The sequence below is a fragment of the Nocardia carnea NBRC 14403 genome (genome assembly GCF_000308515.1).
Classification (GTDB): domain Bacteria; phylum Actinomycetota; class Actinomycetes; order Mycobacteriales; family Mycobacteriaceae; genus Nocardia; species Nocardia carnea.
In genome coordinates this window covers 70,847-92,879 of sequence record NZ_BAFV01000056.1, presented here as the reverse complement: position 1 = coordinate 92,879, position 22,033 = coordinate 70,847, and the positions used below count along the sequence as shown (strand labels likewise).

The 22,033-nt window shown below is 69.0% G+C and carries 15 protein-coding genes; 7 read left to right on the top strand and 8 right to left on the bottom strand.

The features are described from left to right. The first annotated feature begins 4 nt into the window (after positions 1-4). Positions 5-2,518, top strand: coding sequence for an ABC transporter permease (locus ON22_RS20525; protein WP_033243259.1), 2,514 nt, complete (start codon positions 5-7; stop codon positions 2,516-2,518). A 356-nt stretch (positions 2,519-2,874) separates the two neighbouring features. Here the strand turns inward: ON22_RS20525 and ON22_RS20520 are convergent, their stop codons facing one another. From ON22_RS20520 to ON22_RS20505, 4 genes are all read right to left on the bottom strand, one after another. After that, positions 2,875-4,053 (bottom strand): VWA domain-containing protein, encoded by a 1,179-nt coding sequence (locus ON22_RS20520; RefSeq protein WP_033243257.1) that lies wholly within the window; start codon positions 4,051-4,053, stop codon positions 2,875-2,877. Beyond that, a complete protein-coding gene (locus ON22_RS20515; RefSeq protein ID WP_033243256.1) occupies positions 4,050-6,569 on the bottom strand; it encodes a DUF5682 family protein in 2,520 nt (839 codons plus the stop codon). The genes ON22_RS20520 and ON22_RS20515 overlap by 4 nt, the downstream gene beginning before the upstream one ends. A gap of 71 nt (positions 6,570-6,640) precedes the next feature. Continuing rightward, positions 6,641-7,747 carry an ATP-binding protein gene (locus ON22_RS20510; RefSeq protein ID WP_033243255.1) on the bottom strand — a complete coding sequence of 369 codons (1,107 nt, stop codon included), beginning with the start codon at positions 7,745-7,747 and terminating at the stop codon, positions 6,641-6,643. Beyond that, complete coding sequence (locus tag ON22_RS20505) at positions 7,744-10,605, bottom strand: DUF5691 domain-containing protein (RefSeq protein WP_033243254.1); 2,862 nt, start codon at positions 10,603-10,605, stop codon at positions 7,744-7,746. The genes ON22_RS20510 and ON22_RS20505 overlap by 4 nt, the downstream gene beginning before the upstream one ends. Before the next feature lie 483 nt (positions 10,606-11,088). Between ON22_RS20505 and ON22_RS20500 the strand changes: the two genes are divergently transcribed. From ON22_RS20500 to ON22_RS20485, 4 genes are all read left to right on the top strand, one after another. Next, a complete protein-coding gene (locus tag ON22_RS20500; protein ID WP_231508403.1) occupies positions 11,089-13,671 on the top strand; it encodes an AAA family ATPase in 2,583 nt (860 codons plus the stop codon). Positions 13,672-13,967: 296 nt separating this feature from the next. Beyond that, the gene (locus tag ON22_RS20495; protein WP_033243621.1) at positions 13,968-14,324 is read left to right on the top strand and encodes a hypothetical protein; all 357 of its coding nucleotides are present in this window, start codon (positions 13,968-13,970) and stop codon (positions 14,322-14,324) included. Between the two features lie 58 nt (positions 14,325-14,382). Further along, positions 14,383-14,769, top strand: a complete 387-nt coding sequence (locus tag ON22_RS20490; RefSeq protein WP_033243253.1) for a YchJ family protein — start codon at positions 14,383-14,385, stop codon at positions 14,767-14,769. A gap of 53 nt (positions 14,770-14,822) precedes the next feature. Further along, positions 14,823-15,125 carry an Rdx family protein gene (locus ON22_RS20485; RefSeq protein ID WP_033243620.1) on the top strand — a complete coding sequence of 101 codons (303 nt, stop codon included), beginning with the start codon at positions 14,823-14,825 and terminating at the stop codon, positions 15,123-15,125. 138 nt (positions 15,126-15,263) lie between these two features. On the opposite strand, the gene ON22_RS35835 is transcribed toward ON22_RS20485, so the two are convergent. Continuing rightward, entirely contained in the window at positions 15,264-15,485 is a 222-nt protein-coding gene (locus ON22_RS35835) for an FmdB family zinc ribbon protein (protein ID WP_081595721.1), read from the bottom strand. Positions 15,486-15,600: 115 nt separating this feature from the next. Between ON22_RS35835 and ON22_RS20480 the strand changes: the two genes are divergently transcribed. Then, entirely contained in the window at positions 15,601-17,169 is a 1,569-nt protein-coding gene (locus tag ON22_RS20480; RefSeq protein WP_081595720.1) for a carboxylesterase/lipase family protein, read from the top strand. A gap of 284 nt (positions 17,170-17,453) precedes the next feature. Here the strand turns inward: ON22_RS20480 and manB are convergent, their stop codons facing one another. From manB to rfbD, 3 genes are read right to left on the bottom strand one after another with little or no spacing between them, the layout of a single operon-like run. Beyond that, positions 17,454-18,527, bottom strand: a complete 1,074-nt coding sequence (manB, locus tag ON22_RS20475; protein ID WP_033243618.1) for a mannose-1-phosphate guanylyltransferase — start codon at positions 18,525-18,527, stop codon at positions 17,454-17,456. A 54-nt stretch (positions 18,528-18,581) separates the two neighbouring features. Continuing rightward, positions 18,582-19,493 (bottom strand): glycosyltransferase family 2 protein, encoded by a 912-nt coding sequence (locus ON22_RS20470; protein WP_051157873.1) that lies wholly within the window; start codon positions 19,491-19,493, stop codon positions 18,582-18,584. An 11-nt stretch (positions 19,494-19,504) separates the two neighbouring features. After that, positions 19,505-20,374, bottom strand: coding sequence for a dTDP-4-dehydrorhamnose reductase (gene rfbD / locus ON22_RS20465; RefSeq protein ID WP_051157872.1), 870 nt, complete (start codon positions 20,372-20,374; stop codon positions 19,505-19,507). A 149-nt stretch (positions 20,375-20,523) separates the two neighbouring features. Between rfbD and ON22_RS20460 the strand changes: the two genes are divergently transcribed. Next, positions 20,524-22,002 carry an LCP family protein gene (locus tag ON22_RS20460; protein ID WP_051157871.1) on the top strand — a complete coding sequence of 493 codons (1,479 nt, stop codon included), beginning with the start codon at positions 20,524-20,526 and terminating at the stop codon, positions 22,000-22,002. Positions 22,003-22,033: the final 31 nt, after the last annotated feature.

Below are 22,033 nucleotides of genomic sequence, written 5' to 3'. Positions count from 1 at the left end.
CCCGATGCGCACGGTTGCCCTGCGCAATCTCGCCGCACACAAGGTCCGGCTGGCGCTCACGCTGCTGTCCGTGGTGCTCGGAACCGCATTCATCGCGGGCTCTTTTGTCTTCACCGATACGCTGCAGCGCACCTTCGACGGGATCTTCGCCAATGAGGCCGCCGGGGTGGACGTCCGGTTGAGTCCCGAGGAACGCCAGTCTCCCGGTATCCCGCAGGACGTGGCCGATGATGTGGCCGCCATGGACGGGGTCCGGACCGTGGCGCCCGGTATCGAAGGTTCGGTGGTGCTGCTCGACCCGGCCGGCGAAAAAGCCGTGCAGACCGGCGGGGCACCGAGCTTCGGTCTGGCCTATCTACCGCCCGAGCGATCGGTTGCCCAACCGGACCCGTTCGTCGCGGGCGTACCGCCGGCCGAACCGGGGCAGGTCGCGCTCAATACCGGCGCCGCCGAAAGCGCGGGTCTCGCCGTGGGGGATCGCACCAAGGTGCTGGTGCCCTCTCACCCCGGTCCGATCGATGTCACCGTCACCGGGCTCTACGCCCCGGCCACCGATACCGGCGGTTTCATCGGGGTGCAGTTCACCGAGGACCAGGCCAGGGACCTGTTCACCGACGGTACGCACGTCGCCTATCTCGATATCGCGGCCGAAGGTGTCCCCGGCGATACGCTGCGCGACCAGCTGTCCATGCTTTACCCGGACTACAAGGCGCAGAACGGCGACCAGGTCCGCGCGGAGATGAAGGCCGAGATCTCCGAGGCACTGAACTTCCTGAACTACTTCCTGCTCGCGTTCGGCGCCATCGCGCTGATCGTCGGCACCTTCATCATCTACAACACCTTCTCCATGCTGGTGGCGCAGCGACTGCGGGAACTGGCACTGTTACGCGCCGTGGGCGCCGGCCGCGGGCAGGTCGGCCGCTCGGTGGTCGCCGAAGCGTTGATCGTCGGTGTTATCGGCAGCCTGCTCGGGCTGCTCGCGGGTATCGCGCTCGCCTACGGATTGGCCGCGGTGCTGAATGCCTTCGACCTCGGCCTGCCGACCGGGACCATGGCCGTACTGCCGCGCACGGTACTGGTGGCCTTCGCGGTCGGGTTGCTGGTGACCGTGGTGAGCGCATACGCACCGGCCCGGCGAGCCTCCCGGATTCCGCCGGTGCAGGCGATGCGCGAAGAATTCGCCTCCGCCGGCGATTCGCTGCGGGGGCGCACGATCGCGGGCGCGGTTCTCGCGGTCGCGGGTGTGGTGCTGGTGGTGCTCGGTTCACGGAACACCGGGGGCGGCGCCGCGGCGGTCGTCGGGGTCGGCGCGCTGGCGCTGATCCTCGCCGTACTGTTCGCCGCCCCGGCATTGTCGCGGCCCGTACTGGCTGCTCTGGGCTGGCTGATCCGGCCGTTCGGTCCGATCGGGCAGATGGCGCGCAACAATGCGATCCGCAATCCGCGGCGCACCGCGGCGACCGCCTTCGCACTGACCCTCGGACTGATGCTGGTCACGGCAATCGGAATGCTGGGCGAATCGGCGAAGGTCAGCATCTCCCGGCTCGTCGATCAAGGCGTGGAAGCCGACTATGTCCTCGCCGGGCCACCGATGATGGGTGTACCGGCCGGCGCGAGCGACGCGGTCCGGGAAAAGGTACCCGCGGCTGCCGACGTCGTCGGACTACGCGGGGTAGCGCTGAAGATCGGCGACGACGACGAATTCGGCACCTCGCCGGACGGCCCGCTCGAACAGGTCGTGAATATCGAAATACTCAGCGGCACAGCATCGCTGGGTGATTCGGACATTCTGCTCAGCGAGGACGAAGCGACCGAACACGGGGTCGGCGCCGGCGAACAGCTGGTGATCAACACCCTGGGCGGCGCCGAAATCCCGCTGACCGTATCCGGTGTGTACGCGGATTCGCAGGTACTGGGGCCGCTGATCGTACCGACCGCGGTCTACGAGAAGGCGATGCCGGTATCCATGCGGACCGAGGCCGCGGTGCTGATCAAGGCGGCGCCCGATGCCGATCTGGCCGCGATGCGGACCGATCTGGAACGGGCCACCGAGGAATTCGTGATCGTCCAGGTGCAGGATCGCGAGCAATTCAAGGGCGAGAACGCGAAGCAGATCAACAATATGCTGGCGATTCTGTACGGCCTGCTCGCCCTGGCAGTGGTGATCGCGGTACTCGGGATCGTCAATACACTCGCGCTGTCGGTGGTGGAGCGACGACGCGAAATCGGTATGTTGCGCGCGGTCGGCACCCAGCGTTCGCAGGTCCGGCGCACCATCTATCTGGAATCCATGCTCATCGCGGTCTTCGGCGCACTCGTCGGTGCGGTGCTCGGACTCGGGCTCGGAGTCGGATTCCTGCGCACCCTGCGCGATCTCGGCCTGGACCAGATCGCGGTGCCGTGGGATCAGCTGGTGTACATGTTGATCGGTTCCGCGGTGGTGGGTGTGCTGGCCGCGCTCTGGCCCGCCGTGCGTGCCGCCCGCACCCCACCACTGGCCGCTATCGCCGATATCTGAGGTGTGTTTATGGCGCCGCCTTCGGCGTCGCGAGGTTCGGGGCCCCATGGGTCTCGTTCTTCACTCCGCCGCTCCTCCGCTTCGCTCCCCCGCTCTGTCGCTCCAGAACGAGACGGGCCCCGAACCGTCCGGTGTGACCGTCCGGATGCACCGAAATCGAGGGGCTCCCGAGTTGTCCGCGGCATCGTCGATCGAACCGAGGTTGGCCGGGGCGCCGATTCGTGCGGATTCACCGTGGCCCACATGGACCGCGGACCCGGCCGCGGCCAGTGTCTTCCCGGCATAGTCGTATCGCCCCGAATGTTCGGCCACCCCGTGGGGCCTGGTGTTTGTGCCGCTGAGGGTGGACCGTTGAGTTACGTCCGATCGGTGGCCCAGTGGCGGAGGTCGCCGCGGTTGAGGGCTTCGGCCAGGAGGTCCGGGAAGCGGTCCGGAGTGCAGGCGAACGCGGGAACGCCGAGCGCGGCCAATGCGGCGGCGTTCTCGCGATCGTAGGAGGGGGCGCCGTCGTCGGAGAGCGCCAGCAGCACCACCACCTGCACCCCGGCTTCCTTCATCGCGTTGATCCGGCGCAGCATCTCCTCGCGGACGCCGCCCTCGTAGAGATCCGAGATGAGGAAGAACAAACTGTCGGTGGGGCGGGTGATGAGCGACTCGCAATAGGCGATGGCGCGATTGATATAGGTGCCGCCGCCGAGCTGGGTACCGAACAGCACATCGACCGGATCGCTGAGCTTATCGGTGAGATCGACGACCTCGGTATCGAAAACCACCAGCGAGGTGCGCAGCGCGCGCATAGAAGCCAGGACCGCACCGAACACCGAGGAATACACGACGCTGGACGCCATCGACCCGGATTGATCGATGGCCAGGATCACATCACGGTGCACCGCCTGCGACCGCCGGCCGTACCCGACCAGATGTTCGGCGATGATGGTGCGCTGCTCGGGCAGATAGTTCGCGAGGTTCTTGCGGATGGTGCGATCGAAGTCGATATCGCGGGGTTTGGGCCGGGAGGTGCGGGTCGCCCGGTTGAGTGCCCCGCTCACCGCGGCGACGGTGCGGGTGGCGATCCGCTCCTCGATTTCCTTCACGACCTTGCCCACCACCATCCGGGCGGTCGATTTGGTGGTCTCCGGAATCACCCGGTTCAGGCTGAGCAGCGTGCCGACCAGATGAACGTCGGGTTCGACCGCCTCCATGAGTTCGGGTTCGAGCAGCAACTGGGTGAGGCCCAGCCGGTCCACCGCATCCCGCTGCATCACCTCGACCACGGTCGACGGGAAATACGTGCGGATATCGCCGAGCCAGCGAGCCACCCGTGGTGCCGATCCGCCGAGGCCACCGGACCGGTCACCGCCCGACCGGCCGCCCCCGCGCTTCGCGTCGTACACAGCCCCCAGCGCCTTGTCGACGGCCGCATCGTCGGCTCCGGTGAGCTCGCCGAGCGCGGGTTCGGCCGCAGCGCCGAGAACGAGGCGCCACCGGCGCAACCGCTCCTCATCCGCGGCCGGGTGTGCTGCGGTGCTGGTCATGCCGGAACCCCCAAAATGTCTGCGACGGCCCGTAATACGAGCGCACCGCGTTCGGAATCGATCTCGGCGCGCGCGGCGGGCACGCCCGGGCCGGTATCGCGGACCGCCGACCCGATGGCCCGGCGCTCCCCGGACTCGAAAGCGCCGAAGGTACGGCGCAGCAGCGGCACCACTTCCATGAACTGATCGCCGGTGAGCCCGGCCAGCCAGTCGTCGACCAGACGCAGCAGGGCCCGGTCGTGAACCAGCACCAGCCCCCGGCCACCGACGAAACCGTCCACCCACGCGGCCTTCGCGGCCGCGGTATTGCCGATCGACAGTGCGGCGGCCAGCCTGCGGGAGGCCTCGTCGGATTCGAACCGGCCGGCATCGCAGAGCAGCCGGACCACTCGGCCGGCCAGCATCCCGTGGATATCCGAACGGTCCGCCAGCCGCGCCAGTGCCGCCAGCCAGCGTTCGGTGGATTCCGTGTCGTCACGGGTGTGTATCGCGGTGTTCAACCCATCGAGCTGTGCGCGCAGAGCGGCGGCCGTATCGTCGCCGAGCCCCGTGACCGCCGCCGGGAGACCGGCGCAGATCCGCACGAGCATGCTGTCGGCGACCTGGGCCAATGCCGAGGTATCGGTTCCGCGCACATCGCCGTAGCGCAGGGTGCGCAGCACACCCGGTAGCGCGGCGAGCAGGTGCGTGATGTCGTGATCGATCGCGGCCGCGGAACCGAGCCGGCGGATCAGGCCGTCGAGGGCACCCGGTAGCTCGGCCAGCAGCGCGAATTCCAGGGCATCGGTCAGCTCGGTGACACCGCTGTCGTCCCGGCCGGCCGTATCGAGGATCTTCGCCTCTGCGGCCGCCTGCACAGTGGTACCCCAGCGCGACGCCTCGATCACCCGGACCGCGAACTCCGGTTCCCAGCGCAGTTCCCAGGCCTCCCGGAATGTTCCGGTGGATCCGGACGCGCCGGGAACACCCCAGTGCACCTCGAGCAGCCGCAGCCGATGCAGCAGCCGCGATTTGGCGATATCGCGGTCCTTGCGCAGATCCAGGTCCAGGGTTCGCGACAGCGCCTCCTGTTTCAGTCGCAGCGAGCGCGCTTGGGCGCGTAGATCGGCCTCCAACGGCACGGTGGGCGTTTCGGCCGGAACGGCCCCGAGGGCCTCACCCACCACGAGTTCCGCACCGACCAGCCGCAACACCGTATCGTCGCCCTCGCACAGCACCGCCCGGGTTGCCTCGGTGACCTCGGAAAGCCCCGCCAGCGGTCGCGAGCGCAGCGCAGCAAGGGTTTCCGCCAGCCGGACGGCCTCGATGATATGGGCACTGGACACCGGCAGGTCATGACCGCGCAGCAGACGCGCGACCTTGGTGAGCCAGGATGCGATCGGATGCTCGGTGGTGGCGAACAGATGGTGGTACCAGCCGGGGGAGGTGACACCCGCACCGTAGCCGGTCGCCGCGGCGAGACGGGAATGCGTCCACGGCACCCAGGTCAGCTTCGCCTTGACCTTCGGAAGCCCTTTCAGCAGGCGCTGATCGGCATTCGCGGGGCCCAGTGGATCGCACAAGGCGGGAGCATGCCACGCGCCGCACACGACAGCGATCCGCCGGGCACCGTCCTTGCGGGCCTGCCGCAGCACCTGTCGCATATGGGCCTCGCGGACAAGAGTGTGGCGATCGAGAACCAGCGGGTCAGGGCCGGCGTCGACTCCGCTGCCGTCTTCTGCGGCATCGTCGGTGACCCGCGGTGACAGGTCGGCGGGATCGTCGGGCACATCGACCGGATGGAGTGTTTTGTCTGCCTCGGGAACGGGAGATTCGCCGCTTGCGCCCGCGTCCGCCCCTGCGCCGGGAACGGTGCGTCCGTCCGCTGCTCCGACGGAGTGATGCGCATCGTTTGTGCCGTTCGGATGGTGTAGTTCTCGTGTTGCGGTGGTGGCCGATTCGTCAGCCGCTTTGCTCGGCTCGGCCCCGGAGATATCGGAAGGCGGCTCGGTGAGAGCGGTGTCGCGCAGGGCCGCCATGGCCTCGGTGATGGCGGGGAACGTTCCGGCGTCGGTGCTCGATTCGACCACGGCATCCCACCAGCGTTCCGCATCGTCATAACCGCCCGCGGCAGCGAGTTCGGCGAGGGCGTCCCGGCCCCCACCGCGGTCTTCGACGGCCAATGCGATCGCTGCGGGCAGGTCGCAGAACCGCACCGGTACACCGTTTCCGACGGCGTAACGCAGTGCCTGCCATTCCGGGGAGAACACCGCATACGGCCAGAACGCCGCGCGCGCCGGTTCGTCGGCAACGTAACCCAGTAACGCGACCGGCGGTTCCATCGTATCGGCGGCTATATGCGGGACCAGCGGGTCCGCGTCCGCCGGCCCCTCGATCAAGACCATATCCGGCCGGAACTCCTCGAGCGCCGAGCGCAGCGAGCGAGCCGAGCCCGGACCGTGGTGCCGTATCCCGTAGACCCGGGTCTCGCTGGACTCGCTCACGCTCGCTTCCGCCTCCGGGCCTGACTCGCTCATGCTGTGTTGATTGCGGATGACCGAGGGCCCTGCGTGGTTACGCTCCGCTTCCGCCTCCGGGCCTGACTCGCTCATCCGGTGATTTCCCGGCAGGCACGATAGAAATCGGACCATTCGTCGCGTTCGCGGACCACGGCCTCGAGGTACTCCGTCCACACCACCGAATCGGCAACCGGATCCTTGATCACCGAACCGATCACCGCGCCGGCGATATCCGCGGCCCGCAGGACGCCGTCACCGAAATGCGCCGATAGCGCCATCCCGTTGGTGATCACCGAGATGGCTTCGGCTGTCGACAGCGTTCCCGATGGTGATTTGAGTTTGGTCCGGCCGTCGGCCGTGATGCCGGCGCGCAACTCCCGGAAGATCCGCACCACCCGGCGCACCTCCTCGGCGGCCGCCGGTACCTCGGGCAACTCCAGTGCCGACCCCAGTTGCGCGACCCGGCGGGTGACGATATCGATCTCCTCGCCCTCGCTGCCGGGAAGCGGGAGGACCACGGTATTGAAGCGGCGGCGCAGAGCCGAGGACAGTTCGTTCACCCCGCGGTCGCGATCGTTGGCGGTGGCGATGATATTGAAACCCTTGGCCGCCTGGACTTCTGTCCCGAGTTCCGGGATCGGCAGGGTTTTCTCGGACAGGATGGTGATCAGCGCATCCTGCACATCGGAAGGGATGCGGGTGAGTTCCTCGAGCCGTGCGATGGCTCCCGTGCGCATGGCGTTGAGGATCGGTGAGGCCACCAGGGCGGCATCACTGGGGCCCTCGGCGAGCAGCCGGGCGTAGTTCCAGCCGTACCGGACCGCCTCCTCGGCGGTACCCGAGGTGCCCTGGACCAGCAGCGTGGACGACCCGCTCACGGCCGCCGAAAGATGCTCGGAGACCCAGGTTTTCGCGGTGCCGGGAACGCCGAGGAGCAGGAGCGCGCGATCGGTGGCGAGAGTGGCGACGGCGACCTCCATGAGCCGCCGCGGCCCGACGTATTTGGGGGTGATCACCGTTCCGTCGTCGAGGGTGCCGCCGAGCAGGTAGGTCACCACTGCCCACGGCGACAGTTTCCACGACGGTGGGCGGGGCCGGTCGTCGGCGGCGGCCAGTGCGCTCAGTTCACCGGCGAACGCCTGTTCCGCGTGCGGGCGCAGCAGCGGTGCGGGCGTGGCGATTTCGGTGGTGGTCAATTCAGCTCCTCGAGCATTACGGATCGTTGGTGGAGTTCATGGGCGAGCAGGTCGAGGGCCATCGCCCAATCCCTGTCGGTGCAACGGCTCGCCACCGCGACAGCCGCCTGTTCGCAGTCGGGTGGCATATGGCGGGCGGCAGTGTGCAGCAGTGAACGGTGCGCGGTCGGATGAGTTCCCGGTGCACCCGGGCGGCGTTCCGCTGTCCGGGCCCGCTCGGCGAAGAGATGCAACAGGTGCCGGGCCACTTCCGGCGGCCACGGCTGGGCGACGGCCGGTAACAGCGATTCGATTTCGGACAGCCACGACGCATCCAGCCGGGCCAGGTGGCGTGCCTGGTCGGCGGCCGGAATCAGGGCGAACAATTCCCGGCGCCGCAGGATCGCCGCATTCGAAGGCGTACCCGCGGCGAACAGGGCGGCGGCCCATCCGGGATCACGCTGGGTGAGTGCCGCGTCCATCCAGCCGTCGAACAGCGGCTGGCGGAACCGGTCGTCGATGCGGGTCGCGACAGCCCGGTCCGGGGGTCCCAGGGGGGTGGTCCACTGAACGAGCGGGAGGTTGGCCACGAGCCGGCGCAGCCGGGCGGCACTCAGGTCGGGTTGTCCGTTCCAGCGGTAACCGAATTCCACGGTGTTATCGGTGAAACCATCGCGGACGGTGTCGGAGTCCAGGGTTTCCGGGATATCCACGACCAGCTCGGCGGTCTGCTCCGGCCCTGCGGCCGCGTACTTCAGCCAGCCGGCGGCCCGTGCGGACATCCGGCCGGCGAAGGCCGAATCGGGTAGCCTGGCCAGCAGCCCGGCGGCCGTGCGGCGCACATCGCCGCGGCGATCGCGCAGGGCACGTTCGAGCAGCGCCTCGTCTGCGGGGCCCAGCCCGTCGGACAGAACGGCCAGCAGTTCGGCTTTCGGCGCGCCCGATTCGCGCGGCCAGGCCGTTTCGAGGGTTTCGCGTGCGGCGGCGGGGTCGCGGTGGCGCAGCGCGGCCAGCCAGCGGATCCGTTCCGGTGGCAGGCCCAGTCGCCAGGTTTCGGTGCTCGGTTCCGGGTCTGCGGTATCGCGCCGGACCAGGCTGTGCCAGCGCGGAATCGATTCCGCCAGCCAGCGGCCCCGGGTGCCGGCGAGCCGCAGGGCCGCCTCCCGGAGACCGCTGTCGCGCGCCGCGAAGTCGAGCAGTTCCCCGGCCAGCCGATCCGGTGCGCGGTAGTCGTGCGGTGCGGCGGCAGCGAACCATTCCGGGAGGAATTCCGGCCGGGATTCGATCAGCAGGGCCACTCGGTCGGCCGCGGCGGCGGGCAGTATCGGCCGTGGATCCGTGGCGGCGGGCTCCGCGGGCAATTCGGCGTGCACGGGTACGTATCCGCCTCGCGACCAGGACATCTCCAGGGCTGTGGCGTCCAGCAGGCGGCGGGCCGCATCCGTGTCCGGCAAGGCCGCGGCGGCCGCGCCGACCGGGCCGGGCAGCGCCGGGAGCGCGGCGGCGCCCCGGGCGGTACCGAGCAAGGCGATCGAGGCTACCTCCGGCCCGGCAGTGAGAGCCGTATGCGCGGTATCGGCCACGGGACCGGCATCGTGGTACTCGCCATCGGCGAGTACCGATACGGCTTCCAGTGCACGCCCGGTCCAGAGACCGAAAACGGTGACCGGCCGCCCTCCGGACAAGGCCAGGAGCCGCCACGGTTCGGCGGGTTCCACCAGGGGTATCGCGGTGCCGTCGGGTTCGGCGAGCAGCCAATCGCCGGCCCGCCCGACCGGGACGACCGTGCGCAGCAGTACCGGCCAGGACTCCAGCCACGGATCGGCCGCGGCGGCCGAGGCGAATTCACGCAACGCGTCGGCGATCGTGCCGGATCCGGATATGGCCGCGATTGCACCGGTATCCGGCGTGGGCGCGGTGGTACCGGGGCCGGCCAGAGCACGCAGCGGCGCGGCCGCCGGATAGAAGTGCAGGCCGGATTCCGTCACCAGGCCGATCGGCGGGACCTCGGTGGCGAACGCCGGCGAACCGTGGGAATGGTCGATCAGCACTGCCCGGCGGCCGGTGTTCACCCCGTACAACCAGCTGCGGCGGGTGTAGAGCCCTTCCTCCTCGCCGGTACGTATGCCCAGCGTGACCCATCGGTCCCGCACCTCCGGTTCGGCGAGGACGGCATCCGCCGCTGTCGGATAACCGATATGGGTGCGGACGGTCGCGGCCGTCGGCGCCGCCGACGTATCCGATTTCGCGTAGGCCGCCAGCAATAGACGCAGCCAGGCGAACCGGCCCAGTACCACTTCGGGCCAGTTCGACCGCCCCACCACTGATGCCGGCAATCGGCGCAGCGCGGCGGCGATACCGGGAGCCTGTGCGTCGATCATGCGCGCGGCCACGGCTTCGAACGCGGCAGGGGAGCGATCCGTCTGGGCCAGCCCGGTGCGGATCTGGTCGGTCAACCAGGTTTCGAGTTCGGCCAAACCCGCCGTGACCCGCTCGTGCCGCTGCTGTGCCGCGGCCGCGCTCGGGACGCGACTCTTCTTCGGTGCGGCCGCCGCCACCGCCCGGCGGCCGATCCACTCGGCCGCGAAATCGGCCGTTTCACCGGTTTCTTCCACCGTCCCGGCGGACCACAGCAGGAGTAACGACAACGCATGTTTGCAGGGAAATTTCCGGCTCGGGCACGAGCAGCGGAACGCGGGCCCGGACAGATCGACGATCGTCTGGTAGGGCGTCCGTCCGCTGCCCTTGCACAATCCCCACAGTGCGGTCCCGCACCATCCAGTGCCCGTCCACCTTCCGGCGAGTTTGCGCGCGGCGGTGAGTGAACTCGTATCCGGCGCGAGTGCTGTCACCTGGTTCTCCGACCACTGCGGCGTCATCCGGTGAGTCCGTATCGTTCGATCATCCTGCCCCCGTTTCCTCGGTCCGAAGAGTTGTATCGCACCGCACCGACACAAACGTATCCCCGCCACCGGTATACGGAAGAGCTTGTCGCCGAGAGGTATTCGCGCACCGCTCCGCTTGCGCAATCTCGAGACCTCTGGCATCCTGACCTGTTCGGCACGACCGAGCCACCCCTGGCGGGTGACACCAACGAGCTGCCCGACGGGGTTGGCGAGGGGTGGCCATCGGTCGGAGTCGGATCGGCCGATGACCAGATCCCATCCCCGCGGGCAGGTTCGCCTCCCATTTCCGCGCGTATCCGGTCCGGTAACCGCCACAGCCACACCGTCCCGGACGCATACCGTCCCTTCCCCCCTGCACGATCGGACCGTTATCCGGTAGCGTTCGGCACAGCTTTCGATCGTTCGATCACACCCGGGGCCGGGGAGCGCGTGTGGTCCCGAGGGGGTGGAGAAGTCGTGGAATCTGTGTGTGCGCAATCCGAGCGAATCCCGATCCCGCCGGGGGAGCTGGTCTTCCGGCAGCTCGAGGCGGAACCCGGCCTGCCTGCCGAGGTCGCCGCGATCGTCCGGGCCGCTCTCGCCGCCGCGGCGCCGGCCGGCGACCCGCCGCGTCCGGCCGATGGCACCACCTTCGACTTCAGCGGTATGTTCCTGCGTGCCATCCGTGTCGCAGGGTTCCGTGGTGTCGGCCCCGAAACTGTGCTGGAACTACCACCCGGTCCCGGGCTCACTCTGGTAACCGGCCGTAACGGGAGCGGTAAATCCAGTTTCGCCGAGGCCGCCGAATTGGCGCTCACCGGCGCGAATCGACGCTGGGACGGCCGTTCCGCCGCGTGGCGGGAAGGGTGGCGCAACCTCCATCACCGCGGTCCGGTCCGGATCGACTTGGAGTTGCGGACCGACGGCCCCGAGACCGAGCTCACCATCTCCCGAGCTTGGCCCGAGGGTGAACCGCTCACCGGAGGGGAGTGGGTCCAGCGCCCGGCCGGCGCATCCGGTACCGCGTTTCCTGCCGGTCGGTGGGCGCCGGCTATGGAGTTGTATCGGCCGTTCCTGTCCTACAGCGAACTCGGCGCCCTGGTCGACGGGAAACCCAGTGATTTGTTCGATGCCCTGCACCAGTTGCTCGGCCTGGACGAACTCATCGCCGCACAGGAGCACATTCGATCTGTGCGTCTGGAAATGGAGAGCGCGGCCCGGACTGCGCGCCGGGAACGGCAACTACTCCTCGCCGAGTTGCCCGGCATTCCGGACCGGCGGGCCGCGCGCGCCGAACGGATCCTGCGCCGGCCCGAACCCGACTTCGCCGCACTGGAAACCCTGCTGTCCGAAACCACCGGCGGACCGGAACCGGCCGCCCTGCGGGCGGTTCTGGGCCTCGAACTGCCCCCGGCAGCTCGGATCGACCAGCTGCTCGCCCGGCTCCGCGCCGCCCGGACCGCCGTCGCGGCGGCGACCTCACCGGCATCAGCAGCCGATCTGCGCATCCTCGATCTGTTGCGGATCGCGTACTCCCATGTGGCCGAGCAGGAGACCGGTGGGGACCCGGCGTACCGGAGATCGGACGAGGACGCCGGCGGTTCCGGTGCCGGGGCGGCAACAGTGCGGCCCCAGGACCCGGGCGGCAGTCCTATCAGCGGAGTATCCGGCCCCGAGACCGCGCCCGGCAGTGTGGCTTCGGGCAGCGGGTGCCCCTGCCCGGTGTGCGGCCGGGGGAGCCTGGACGGGCGGTGGCTGTCCGAAACCGCTGCAGCCGTCGACGAACTCTCCGAGCGAACTGCCGGGCTGGTCCGCGCACGCACCGAACTGAGCGATGTGCTGGCCGAACTACGCGCCGTGATCGGCGATGTGCCCACTGAACCCACCACGGCGGAACCGGCCTACCTCGACACTGCCGCCCTGGGCGAGACCTGGGCACAGTGGCGCCGGTTGACCGAACTCCGAGACCCGGATCCGGACGTGCTCGGTGCCGCCCACGAGCGGTTGTCCGCCGAACTCGGTTTTCTGCGGCAGCGTGCCGCGAAGGAGCTGGACCGCCTCGAGCAGGCGTGGACGCCGCTGGTCCCGCGTCTGCGCAACTGGCTCGAGCTCGCCCGCACGGTGCACGCCCGGGCGGCAGAACTACAGACCGCCCGGGCCGCGGAGGTCTGGTTGAAATCGGCCACCGCCCAGGTGCGCGACGAGCGGCTCGCCCCGCTGGCCGGTACCGCCCGATGGGTCTGGCAGAGCCTGCGGCAGCAGAGCAACGTCGAACTCGGTGGCATCCGGTTACAGGGCAACGCGAACTCCGCCCGCCGGGTGCAACTCGATGTCACCGTGGACGAGGTGGACGGCGCCGCCCTCGGGGTAATGAGCCAGGGGGAGCTGCATGCCCTCGGCCTGGCGCTGTTCCTGCCCCGGGCCACCCTGGCCGACAGTCCTTTTCGCTTCGTCGTGATCGACGATCCGGTGCAGGCGATGGATCCGGCGAAGGTGGACGGTCTGGCCCGAGTTCTCGCGACCGTGGCGTGGGATCGGCAAGTGGTGGTTTTCACCCACGACGACCGGCTCGCCGAGGCGGTGCGCCGGATGCAGATCGACGCCCGGATCCTGGAAGTGCAGCGCCGGGAGCGGTCGGTGGTGGAGATCCGGCTGTCCAGTGATCCGGTGCACCGCTACCTCGACGACGCCCGTGCCCTGCTGCGTACCCCGCAGCTGCCGCCGGCCATATCCGACGAGCTGGTCGCCAGCTGCTGCCGCTCGGCTCTCGAGGCGGCCGGCCTGGCGCGCGCGAAACGGATGCTGCTCGCCGAGGGGATGGATCATCGTGAGGTGCAGCGGCGCATCGATACCGCCCAATCCACCCGGGCCATGGTCACCCTCGCGGTCCTGGGGCCCGGCCGCCGGATCGAGGACCTGAACAAACGGCTGGCCAAAGAAGGCCGCTGGGCGGTAGAGGTCGTCCGTGACGCCACCGCCGGCGCGCATATCCCGATCGCGCGTGACCTGTCCGAGCTGATCGCCGATACCGAACGCTTCGTGAACTGGCTGGCCCGATGACCTCGGGCGAAGCCGACGATCTCGGGACCGACCGGATAGCCACCGGGCCGCCGTCCCCGGCCGGATCGGCAAACCGGGGAGTATCCCGGTCGGGTCGCGCAGCGTCCACCGCATCCGACGGGGTGCCCGGCTCCGATGGTGGTCCGGTGGCACCGCGAGTCGGCCCGGGATCTGCGGGGCGTGCGTCGCGGCGCCGGGTCCGGAAGCGGGAACGCCGGGGGGAGCCGGCGGAACCCCGGCGACCGGGTCGTTCATCGAGCCGGCGGCCCGTCGAAGCCCAGTTCCCGCGGCCCACTGTGGCCGAGCGGCTGGTCGTGGTCGACCGGTTGCTCGACGGTTCGGTGCCCGCCGCCGGGGCGGTGTGGTCCCGGGCGACCGCGTGGATTCTGCGTATCGCACTCGAACAATCGGTGGACGAGTTGTGGGCTCGAACCGAACCCGACCTCGCGCGCTGCCCGATGCGCGCGCAGTTGCTGGCCTTGCGGGTCATCGCCGGCCCGCCCGTCGCGGCGCGGATCGCTGCGTTGTGGACCGCCCTGTCCCATGCCGCCCATCACCACGACACCGAGCTCGCGCCGGGTGTCTCCGAGTTGCGCCGGTGGCGGGAGGACACCGCGCGTATTGCCGGTGAACTGGCCGCGATCCGCCGCTGACCCGCGGAGGTCCGGCCCGGCGACCGCGGCTTTTGCGGACGGCGCAGAATCGTCAGCCGTGGACGATTCGAAACCGTGCCCCTGTCGCCGCGGCGAGGTGTTCGCCGAATGCTGCGGTCCGCTGCTGGCCGGCCGCCCGGCCCCGAGCGCCGAAGCGCTGATGCGTTCCCGGTTCACCGCCTTCGCACTCGGCGACACCGGCTACCTGCGCCGATCCTGGCATCCCGGCACCCGACCCGAGCGCCTGGACCTGGATCCCGCCCGGCGCTGGCTGTTCCTGGAGATTCACGCGGTTACCGGCGGTGGCCCGTTCGAGCAAACCGGAACGGTGGAATTCACCGCCCACTACCGCGACCCCGGCGGTCGCGGCCGTTTGCACGAGACCAGCCGATTCACTCGCGTCGACGGAGCCTGGTGCTATGTCGACGGCGATATCGCGGAGTGAACCGCGGCGAAACCGGACCGGCTCCCGAGTTCGCCACCGGTAGTGTGCACGCCATGCCGCGTATCGCCATCGAATACTGCACCCAGTGCCGCTGGCTGCTCCGGGCGAGCTGGATGGCACAAGAACTGTTGACCACCTTCGGCACCGATATCGGCGAGGTGGCATTGATCCCCGGCGAGGGTGGGGTTTTCCGGATCACCGTAGACGGCGACCAGGTGTGGGAACGCAAAACCGACGGCGGCTTTCCCGATATCGCGGTACTGAAGCAGCGCGTCCGTGATCGCATTGATCCGGCGCGTGACCTGGGCCATATCGACCGAGGGCACGCCGCGAATTCCGAAACTCCGAGCGGCTGAACCGGTGGACCGGATGTTGCGAGACCCCGCGAACAGCGACAGGGCCAGAGGCGGGAGCGGCGACCGCTGCCGTCGGTGACTCACGAGCGCCTGTATCCGAATCAAATCCTGAGCAGGATCCGGGAGTCCGATGTCGGATCAGGCGCAGCAACCCCCACCACAGCATCCGCCGCCACCAGTGGGCGCGGGCGCGGCTACCGCAGGCGCCGCGGCCCGGCCGGTCGTTGCGAAGGTCGTGAGCAGTTTCACGGTGTCGTCGTGGCCGCCAGGGCAGACGGCCGGATCCGACGCCTGCGCCATCGGACGGTTGACCTCGAATGTATTGCCGCAGCTGCGGCACCGGAATTCGTAACTCGGCATACCGGAATTCTAGAGATGTCGCGAACCGCATTTTCCGGCGCAACGCGATAATTCTGGAACCGAGTTGTAACCACTTCGGCCGTACCCTCGAATGCACAGGTAGAGGAGGTCTGTGATGAATGTCCAGTGCTTCGAGGTGACGCCCGGGGTGGACGGGTCCGCTCCGGTGGCCGGGACCGAGTTCGGTGCGGTCCGGGGGACCCGGGAGGGCACGGTATCGGTGTGGCGGGGGATCCCGTATGCCGACGCGCCTGCCGGTCCGCGCAGGTTCCGCCCGCCGCGGGCGCCGCAACGCTGGGACGGGATCCGTGATTGCGTCGCCTTCGGCCAGGTCGCCCCGCAGGATATGGACAACACCGTCCCGATGGACCGTTCGCTGACGATGGGCGAGGACTGCCTGTGGTTGAACGTCTGGGCCCCCGCCGCGACCGCCGAGGAACCGCGCCCGGTGCTGGTGTGGTTGCACGGCGGCGCCTACTGCCTGGGTTCGGCCGCACAGGCCGTCTACGACGGCGGCAATCTGGCCGCGGCCGGTGATGTCGTGGTCGTCACGGTGAATTACCGGATCGGGGCTTTCGGATTCCTGGACCTGTCCTCGCTGCACGACGAATTCGTTCCCAACCTGGGTTTGCTCGACCAGCTCGCCGCCCTGGAATGGGTCCGCGACAATATTGCCGGTTTCGGCGGCGACCCCGGCAATGTGACCCTGTTCGGGGAATCCTCCGGCGCCGGCTGTGTCACCGCGTTGCTCACCGCACCCCGGGCCGCGGGCCTGTTCCAGCGTGCCATTGCGCAGAGCCCGCCCGCGACCGCCGTCTACGGCCGGGAACGCGCGGCCGGCGTGGCGGAACGCTTCCTGGAACTGACGGAACTACCGCGGTCACGCGTGGCCGAACTGCTGACCTGCCCGATCGAGCGGATCGTGCGGGCGGCTGCGTTGCTGATCGACGAGGTGCCGCTGCAAGCCCCCGGTACGCTCGCCGCGGCGCCGGTGGTGGACGAGGATCTGCTGCCCGGTTACCCCACCGACCGGTTTCGCGACGGCCGCTCACATCGGGTACCGCTCATCATCGGCACCAACAAGGACGAGGCCTCGCTGTTCCGGCTGTTCCGTTCGCCGATCATGCCGGTCACCCCGGAGGCGGTGAACATGATGCTCGAGCAGGTTCAGACCGGCCATCCCGACCTGTCCGCGGAACGTATCGCGGAAATCACCCGCGTATACCCCGACCTGGCGAAGCCGCGGGGCGCCCTGGCCATGTCCACCGATGCCGCGTTCCGGATGCCCGCGCTATGGGTCGCCGACGGTCATGCCCAGCATTCCCGTACCTGGATGTACCGCTTCGACCATGCGACCCCGATGCTGCGCGCCGCCCGTGTCGGCGCCGGGCACGCCACGGAACTGCCCTACATTTTCGGCAACTTCGGCACCTTCGACCACGACCCGACCTTCTGGCTGGGCGGCCGCCGGCAGGCCGCGGAGGTCTCGGGCCGGATGATGCGCCGCTGGCTGGCCTTCGCCGCACACGGCGTACCCGCCGCGCTCGACGGCTCGAAACACTGGCCGCCCTACCATCCCGATTCGCGGGAAACCCTGCTCATCGACACCGTCGACCGCGTGGTCCCGGACCCCGAAGGGGAGTTACTCACCGCCTGGGGCGAACGCGCCGTAGGTTTCGCCTGAGATGTGTTTGTTTGCGGCGCCTTCGGCGCCGCGGGTTTCGGCCCCTGAGGTCCCTACTGTCCGCACTCGACACTCGCGGCTGCGCCGCATCGCATCGAGCACGGACAGCAGGGACGGGCCGAAACCTTTCAGGGCCTCGCTGAACTCGGCTGCGCCGTTGGTTGCGGTGGTTTTGTTCGTGGGCCGAAACCCTTCAGGGCCTCGTGAGACTCGGCGCCGCTGCTGGTCGCGTTCGGGCCGGGGTGTGTCCGAATCGCGATCGCCACCCTGGCAACCGCCGGCCGCTATACGTCCGTCGAGTACCGGATACCGCCGTCGGGAATCTCGACGCCCGGCCATACCCGGGCTCCACGCAGTAGTTCACAGCGAGCACCGATACTGGCACCGTCGCCGATGACCCCGTCCCGGATCAGGGCACGGGGCCCGATGCGGGCACCGAATCCGATGATCGAGCGTTCCACCGTGGCGCCCGCTTCCACTTTGGCGCCGTCGAACAGGATCGCGCCGTCGAGGCGCGCACCGGCACCTACTTCGGCGCCGCGGCCGACAACCGTACCGCCGATCAGCAATGCTCCGGGCGCCACCCCGGCGCCCTCGTGGACGAGCGATTCGCCGCGTTGCCCGGGCAGGATCGGCGACGGGGCGATACCGCGCACCAGGTCGGCCGAGCCGCGGACGAAATCTTCCGGGGTACCCATATCGCGCCAGTACGAGGTGTCGACGTGGCCCTGCACCCGGGCGCCCTCGGTGAGCAGCGCCGGGAAAACCTCCCGCTCGACCGAAACCGGGCGGCCGGCGGGGATCTTCTCGATGTACTCGCGCCGGAACACGTAGCAACCGGCGTTGATCTGGTCGGTCGGCGGATCCTGGGTTTTCTCCAGGAACGCGGTGACCCGCCCGTCCGCATCGGTGGGGACGCAGCCGAACGCGCGAGGATCACTCACCCGCACCAGGTGCAGGGTGACATCGGCCTGGGTCGTTTCGTGGGTTTCCAGGATTGCCCGCAGATCGGTACCGCCCAGCACATCACCGTTGAACACCATGGTGTTGTCGGCGGTGAGCCGGGGCAGCACGTTGCGGATACCGCCGCCGGTGCCCAGCGGTTCGGTTTCGGTGACGTACTCGATCTCCAGTCCGAGATCGGCCCCGTCACCGAAATGCTCCTCGAAGACCTCCGCCTTGTAGGACGTGCCGAGCACCACATGGGTGAGTCCGGCCGCGGCGATCCGGGACAGCAGATGGGTCAGGAACGGCACCCCCGCGGTCGGCAGCATCGGTTTCGGCGCCGACAGAGTGAGCGGCCGCAACCGCGTACCCTTCCCGCCGACCAAGATGACCGCGTCTGCTTGTGATGCCATGGAGCTCCCTTGTTCCATCCGTTCCTCGCGCCCCGGCCCGGGTGGCCGGTCCGGTCAGCCGGCGAGTTCCTGCTGCCGGGTACGCAGTGCGGATCGAACCGCAATGCGGCAGCGGATCGCAAGTCCGGCCCGTAACGCCCAGCGCAGCGGGGCCTGCCACCAGTGCGGATGCCGGTCGGCCTGGAACCGGTAGGCGCTGGCATGGTGGGCGGGCAGCATCTTCTCGGGGTGGCGGCCGGCGGCGTGCCCTTTGGCGTGGGTGACCTCGGCGTCCGGGACGAAAACGTTGTGCCAGCCGGCCTTGCCCATCCGGTCGCCGAAGTCGACGTCCTCCATGTACATGAAGTAGCGGGAATCGAATCCTTCGATGGCGTCGAACGCCTCGCGGCGCACCAGCAGGCACGATCCGGACAGCCAGCCCACGGCGCGTTCGGAGATCTCCTCGTTTTCCTGCCGGTAGCGGCGGGTCCACGGGTTGGTTTTCCAGATCGCGCCGAGGATCGCGTGACCGGCGCCGTCGAGCAGGCCGGGAACCGATCGAGCGGAGGGATAGGTGCTGCCGTCCGGCTCCAGGACCCGCGGGCCGATGGCGCCCGCACGCGGCCAGCGCCGGGCGGCTTCGAGCATGAGGTCGATGGAGTCGTTGCCCCAGCGGATATCGGGGTTGGCGATCAGCACGTATTCGAGGTCGGGATCGAGTTCGGCGACGGCCCGGTTGATGGCGCCGCCGTATCCGATGTTCCCGCCGGTCGATAGGAACCGCACATGGGCGTTGGCCTCGGCGACCAGTTCGGGGACACCGTCGGTGGAACCGTTGTCGGCCAGGATCACCTGCGGTTTTTCCGCGGTGGCCGTGCTCAGGGTGCTGATGAAATGCTCGAGATGTTCGCCCGGTGAATACGTGACCGTGACCACGGCCAGTCGTGGCCGGTCATGCGGTTGACCCGGGGTATCGGAAGCGCTCACAGCGCCCCACCCTAACGGGCGGTCCTGGTCAATGCCTCGGTGAGCGCGGATTCCCAGGGCCGCAATGGTGTCAGGCCTGCGTCGCGCCAGGCGGTGCCGGACAGCACGGAGAAGGCGGGCCGGGGTGCGGGCCGGGGAAATTCGGCGGATGTGCAGGGCCGCACGCGATCGGGGTCGGCGCCGATACCGGCGAAAACGGCGCGCGCCACCTCGAACCAGCTCGCCCGGCCCGCATTCGTGGCATGCAGCACAGTGGGCGCTTCGGGGCGGGCGGCGAGTTCGAGCAGGCCGGCCGCGAGATCGGCGGCGTAGGTGGGGGAGCCGATCTGGTCGGTCACCACGTTCACCGTGTCGCGTTCCTGTTCCAGTCGCCGCATGGTGGCAACGAAATCGCTGTCGGCGCCGCGGTACACCCAGGCCGTGCGGACGATCTGGGAATCCGGGCAGTTTTCGCGGACGGCGCGTTCCCCGGCGAGTTTGGAGCGGCCGTAGACGGTGGCGGGGCCGGTCGGGTCGCCGGGCTCGTACGGTGTGGTCGCCGTGCCGGGGAACACATAGTCGGTGGAGAGATGGATGAGTCGCGCGCCCACCCCGGTACAGGCTTCGGCCAGAACAGCGGGGCCGGTCGCGTTGCCCGCGAAGGCCGCGCCGGGATCCGATTCGGCCCCGTCCACCGCGGTGTACGCGGCACAATTGACGACGATATCGCCCGGGCGCAGTACGGATTCCACGGCCGCCGGGTCGGTGATGTCGAGCCGGGAGCGGGTGTAGGCACGGGCGGCGGGGGCCAGCCGGAGCAGTTCCCGGCCGACCTGGCCGCCGGCCCCGGTGACCACGATCCGGGTGCTGAGTTCGGTTCCGGGCGGCACGGCATCGTTCACCGGCCCAGTCTGGCACGCCGTCGATGGGCCGAATCGATGTCACCCGGGCTGCCGTTGGTTAGCCTGCGTGGAGCGGAAGGTGTTTCGACGGCGTACGCGAAGTGGATCGGGGTCCTCGACCGGTCCGAACGGGGAGAGGAAGTTCAAAGGTGGCGCAGCGTGGGGAGCCGACGTTGTGGAGTCCGGCGCGGGTGTTCGTCGCGTCGGTTGCTCTGATTGTGCTGGTGGGTACCGGCTTCGCCTGGCGGGGCGTGGATTCGCTGGTGTCGAATATCGAACGCATCAGTGATCTCGGTCTCGGCGGGCAGCGCGACGGCGCCGTGGACATCCTGCTGGTGGGGGTGGATTCGCGTACCGATGCGAAAGGTAATCCGCTCACCGAGGCCGAACGCGCGATGCTGCATGCGGGCGACGAGATCGGCACGAATACCGACACCATCGTGCTGGTGCGGGTGCCCAACGACGGCAGTTCGGCCACCGCGATCTCGATTCCTCGTGATGCCTATGTCGATATTCCGGGGCTGGGCAAGGGCAAGATCAACTCCGCGTACGGGATCACCAAACAGACGGCACAGGACGATATGCTCGCCGACGGTGCCACACCGGAAGCCGCCGAAGACAAATCCACGCAGCGCGGCCGGCAGGCACTGATCAGCTCGGTGGCCGGGCTCACCGGTATCACCGTCGACCACTACGCCGAGGTCAGCCTGCTCGGGTTCGTGCTGCTCACCGATGCGGTCGGCGGTGTGGATGTCTGCCTGAACCAGGCGGTGGACGAACCGATGTCCGGTGCGTATTTTCCCGCCGGCCGCCAAAAACTGGACGGCCCGCAGGCTCTCAGTTTCGTCCGGCAGCGGCACAATCTCGAACGCGGCGACCTGGACCGGATCGTGCGTCAGCAGGTATTCATGGCTCAGCTCGTCCACCAGGTGATCAGCACCGACACGCTGAGCAACCCCACCCGGTTGCGCCAGCTCAGCGATGCGGTGGGCCGCACCATCGTGCTCGACGAAGGGTGGGATCTGCTGGCGTTCCTGAACCAGCTCCAGGATCTGTCGGCCGGCAAGGTGACCTTCGAGACCATTCCCGTGGCCGATCTCAACGGCACCACCTCGACCGGGGAGTCGGTGGTGCGGGTCGAACCCGACGATGTCCAGGACTATGTCGCGGGACTGGTCGGCGAGGAAGCCGAGGGCACGGACCCGGGCACCAGCACGCCTCCGGCTCCGGCCGCGGACCCGGGAACAGTGCAGGTGGATGTCTTCAACTCGACATCGGTGTCCGGACTGGCCGGTTCGGTATCGCAGGAACTCACCGCACTCGGTTATCTCCCCGGCGAGGTGGGTAACTACTCGGACGGGACAGCTTGGCAAAGCCAGGTGCTCGCCGCCTCCGAAACCGATCGTGGGGCGACGGCAGTGGCCGCGGCGCTCGGTGGTATCCCGGTCGTCGCGGACCCCGCGCTGGCACCGGGGACGGTGAGCGTGGTCCTGGCAAGCGACTACGCTGGCCCCGGATCCGGCAGCGAGGACGTGATCGATTTCGGCGATACGTCGACATCGGCGACCCCGGTGCCCCCCGCACCGCCCATTGCGGCGGCCGAGGACGGACCGACCTGTGTGAATTGACCGCCGGTGTGAATCGGACGCCGAAGAATTG